Source organism: Nonomuraea mangrovi (assembly GCF_042681425.1).
Taxonomy (GTDB): domain Bacteria; phylum Actinomycetota; class Actinomycetes; order Streptosporangiales; family Streptosporangiaceae; genus Nonomuraea; species Nonomuraea mangrovi.
The window spans coordinates 1-2893 of record NZ_JBHUFV010000070.1; the positions used below are offsets into that span (position 1 = coordinate 1).

Here is a 2893-nt window from a genome sequence, read left to right on the forward strand (position 1 = left end):
ATCCAAACAGCCGCATAGGCTACGCCCATAAGACGGCTGTCCGGAATCACCGTGGCCCCTCAGGCCAGGCGAAGGAGCACGGCCGATCATCATGCCGCACGCTCTTCCTCCTTCTGGCGGTAGAGATCGCGCACGCCTCACAAGGCCATTACCTGGGCGGATGTAATTGTCGGCAGGCGCACCCCGCCGATGACCGGCAGGCCAGACGGGCCAACCGCACGGCCAGGTCAGGAGTCCTGCGCCCGGCCCTCGCCTCCCGCCGCGATGCGGGAGGCGGGGGCCGGGCGGCCGGGGCTACCGGAGCACGCCCGCGCCACCTTCGTGCCGCGACAACGACGGTGCACCCCTCCCCACTCCCACCCCTGGCGGATCGTGACGCCCGGCCCGGGCCGTGGACGGCTGCCGGCGCAGGCGTGCTGTGCCGGCAACGTGGACCTGCCCGCCCGTACCCGCACGTTGCGGGCCGGGCGGGCCGGGGTCAGATGCACCGGATGTCGGTCCCGACGCCGTAAATACGACCATTGTTCGCTCTGACTGAAGCCACGGCTTTCACGCACTCCCGGACTGTCGTCGAGACGGTTTGGCTGCGTCCCTTCACAATGCCGTCCCAGAAATCTGCGAAGATGCAGGAACCAGACCGAGAACAGGCGGAGATCGACACTGCCACCTCTTTCGGCTTTCCCCATGTGACCTCGGTGGAATTGAAGAACGCACACGCTACGCGGGTTCGGGCGTTGTAGTAGTAGTGCAGGTAGCCCGCCTTGACCTTCCCGCTCTGGCCGGGGACGAAGATCGGTACGTGCTCGATCTGGGAACCGCTGCAGCTTGGCAGCGCGGACAGGCCCGCGGCGGCAGAGACGGTTCGGGCTGGCAGGGCTGTGGCCTGGGCCGGGGCGGCAACGAGGCCAGCCAGGACCAGCGACGCTGCAGCCGCGGCGGCTGTCCGCACAAGAGGAGACATCATGGACACGCGAGTGGATGCTTTCTCTGGACAGGAAGTGCCAGGGGACGGTGATCCCCGCCACCTGGGGGTCTCCTGCTGCCGACGGCTAGCTGGATCCCCCGGGGGCTTGGCGGTAGTAGTGAAGAAGTTTCCGGTTGGCGTGGCTTGCGGGCCTGCGTGACGGTGGGGCCAGTGACGCGGCGGAGGATCGGGCGTTCAGCGAGCATCGGGAGCAGGCGTCGACGAGCCGGGCCTTCTTCAGACCGGCCAGCTGCTCACGGAGCTCGGCCGGGGCAGTGACGAGCAGCGCCTGCAGCTCGTTGAGGCAGGCGGTGCGAGCCTTCACCGCGCCGGCGCGGACCAGATGGAGCACACGGATCGACTCGGCTACTCCGTTTCCGCTCTTCGGGACGGCGCCAGCCCTGTCGGCCAGGACGGCTTCGGCAGCGGAGTAGGAGTCCAGTGGATCAGACTTGCCTTTGGTCCTGCGCTGCCGCCGGTCCGGGCGATTGACCTCGACCACCTTGACCTTCGCGCTGCTCAAGTGACGAGCCAGGGCGGCTCCGTAGGAGCCGGTGCCTTCGACCCCCACCGCATGCAGCCGGCCGAAGGAGCGCATCCACTCCAGCAGGTCGGTGTATCCCGCTCTGGTCGCCGGGAACTCACGATCGGCGACCCGGCGCCCATTCATCAACACCACCGCGGCGTGATGAGTGTCGGCATGCGTGTCTATCCCGCCCACGATTCGACGCGCCTTGGGCTTTTGAACTCGGTCATGTGTGCACCCTCTCGGCTCGGGGATATCCGAAGGCGGTGCGCGCCGGGTAGCCGAGCAGGCAGACCAGTGACGGGACGGGTTCTCTCGCCGAGGCTTCTGACTTGTTGAATGAGGTCAGACGCCGGGGTCTGCAGCCTTAGCGTTCAGGGTGCCGGTCGGCGCAGGTCCGCAGGCTTCTTGCCGCCCTGGTGGTTGGCTCACTGATAGCGTGCCATGCCGCCGGCACCTGCCGTGGTGTGGCTCGACAGAGGCATGACCTGCTCAATTTTCAAGTCAGGGTGCCCGCCACGGCGCGACCCGAAGTCGTCGGCCACCGTGGAGCCTTCCCCCGTGATCACCATCGGAATCGACCCGCACAAGTCCTCCCTCACCGCCGTGGCCGTCGATGCCGCCGGCCACCCGATCAGCCAGCGGCGGTTCACCGTCGACTCCGGCACCTTCCGCCGGCTCACCACCTGGGCCGCGGCATGGCCCGGGCGCCGATTCGCCATTGAGGGCGCCAACGGCCTCGGCCGCGGCATCGCCCAGCAGCTGGCCGCCGCCGGCGAGCATGTGCTGGATGTCCCAGCGACGTTGTCGGTACGCGCCCGCCTGCTGAGCACCGGTGGTGGACGCAAGAGCGACCCCGCTGACGCCCTCAGCGTTGCCCAGGTCGCCCTCTATCGACACGACCTGCGAATTGTCACGTCCGAAGACCAGACCACCATCTTGCGGCTGCTGGCTGAACGCCGCGACGACCTGGCTCAGGAACGAACTCGTATCCTCAACCGCCTGCACGGGCTGATCCGCGAGTTGATCCCCGGCGGCGCGGCTACCGGCCTGTCTGCAGACAAGGCAGCCGCCCTGTTGCGCACCGTCCGCCCCACCAGCGCCACTCAGGCCCTGCGGCGTGATCTGGCCCGTGACCTCCTTGCTGATCTACGGCGCATCGACCAGCGGCTCAAGGATAACGAAGCACAATCGCGGGACGCGCTGGCCGCCGCGGGCAGCACGTTGACCGACATTCACGGCGTCGGTGTCGTCCTGGCCGCCAAGATTCTCGGCCACGTCGGTGATGTCGCGCGGTTTCGCACCGCGGATCAGTTCGCCAGCTACACCGGCACCGCACCCCTAGATGGTTGATGCCAAGGGGTGTGGCTACGTTTAGTGGTCGAATGCGATCAGCGACCGCT

3 protein-coding genes are annotated in these 2893 nt (G+C 67.7%); 1 reads left to right on the forward strand and 2 read right to left on the reverse strand.

What is annotated here, in order from left to right:
- Positions 1–478 precede the first annotated feature (478 nt).
- Positions 479–970 (reverse strand): hypothetical protein, encoded by a 492-nt coding sequence (locus ACFSKW_RS45285; protein WP_379580797.1) that lies wholly within the window; start codon positions 968–970, stop codon positions 479–481.
- 79 nt (positions 971–1049) lie between these two features.
- On the reverse strand, positions 1050–1685 hold the full coding sequence (locus tag ACFSKW_RS45290) for an IS110 family transposase (RefSeq protein ID WP_379580798.1): 636 nt from the start codon (positions 1683–1685) through the stop codon (positions 1050–1052).
- A gap of 366 nt (positions 1686–2051) precedes the next feature.
- Between ACFSKW_RS45290 and ACFSKW_RS45295 the strand changes: the two genes are divergently transcribed.
- The gene (locus tag ACFSKW_RS45295; protein WP_379580799.1) at positions 2052–2843 is read left to right on the forward strand and encodes an IS110 family transposase; all 792 of its coding nucleotides are present in this window, start codon (positions 2052–2054) and stop codon (positions 2841–2843) included.
- Positions 2844–2893 lie beyond the last annotated feature (50 nt).